At 36.3% G+C, this 344-nt stretch carries 1 pseudogene; it reads right to left on the reverse strand.

The window, feature by feature from the left end:
* Window positions 1-344: pseudogene (locus Q4528_RS12995) on the reverse strand (IS3 family transposase); the annotation flags it as partial.

Here is a 344-nt window from a genome sequence, read left to right on the forward strand (position 1 = left end):
GCATACGTACTGATTTTGATACCTTGCGCTTGTAAATGCTTAGTTAATCGAATATAGCCATAGCTTTGTTTAGTTTCCTCATGAGCTATTTTGACCAAAATTGTCTGTTGATTTCGCTGAACCAATCTTTTATTCATGCCTCGTTTTAGCCAATCATAAAATCGTGACACTGAAACGTGAAGTAATCTAGCCATAAAGCTAATCGGGAATAAATATCTTTGCTGTTTCATATAGGCGTACCTTACTGACTTTCTTTCGCAAAGTACGCTGCTGCCTTTTTTAGAAATTCACGTTCCATTTCAGCTGTTTTGAGCTGTTGTTTGAGCTTTTTATTTTCTTCGAGT

This window comes from Staphylococcus pasteuri (genome assembly GCF_030547725.1).
Lineage (GTDB): Bacteria > Bacillota > Bacilli > Staphylococcales > Staphylococcaceae > Staphylococcus > Staphylococcus pasteuri.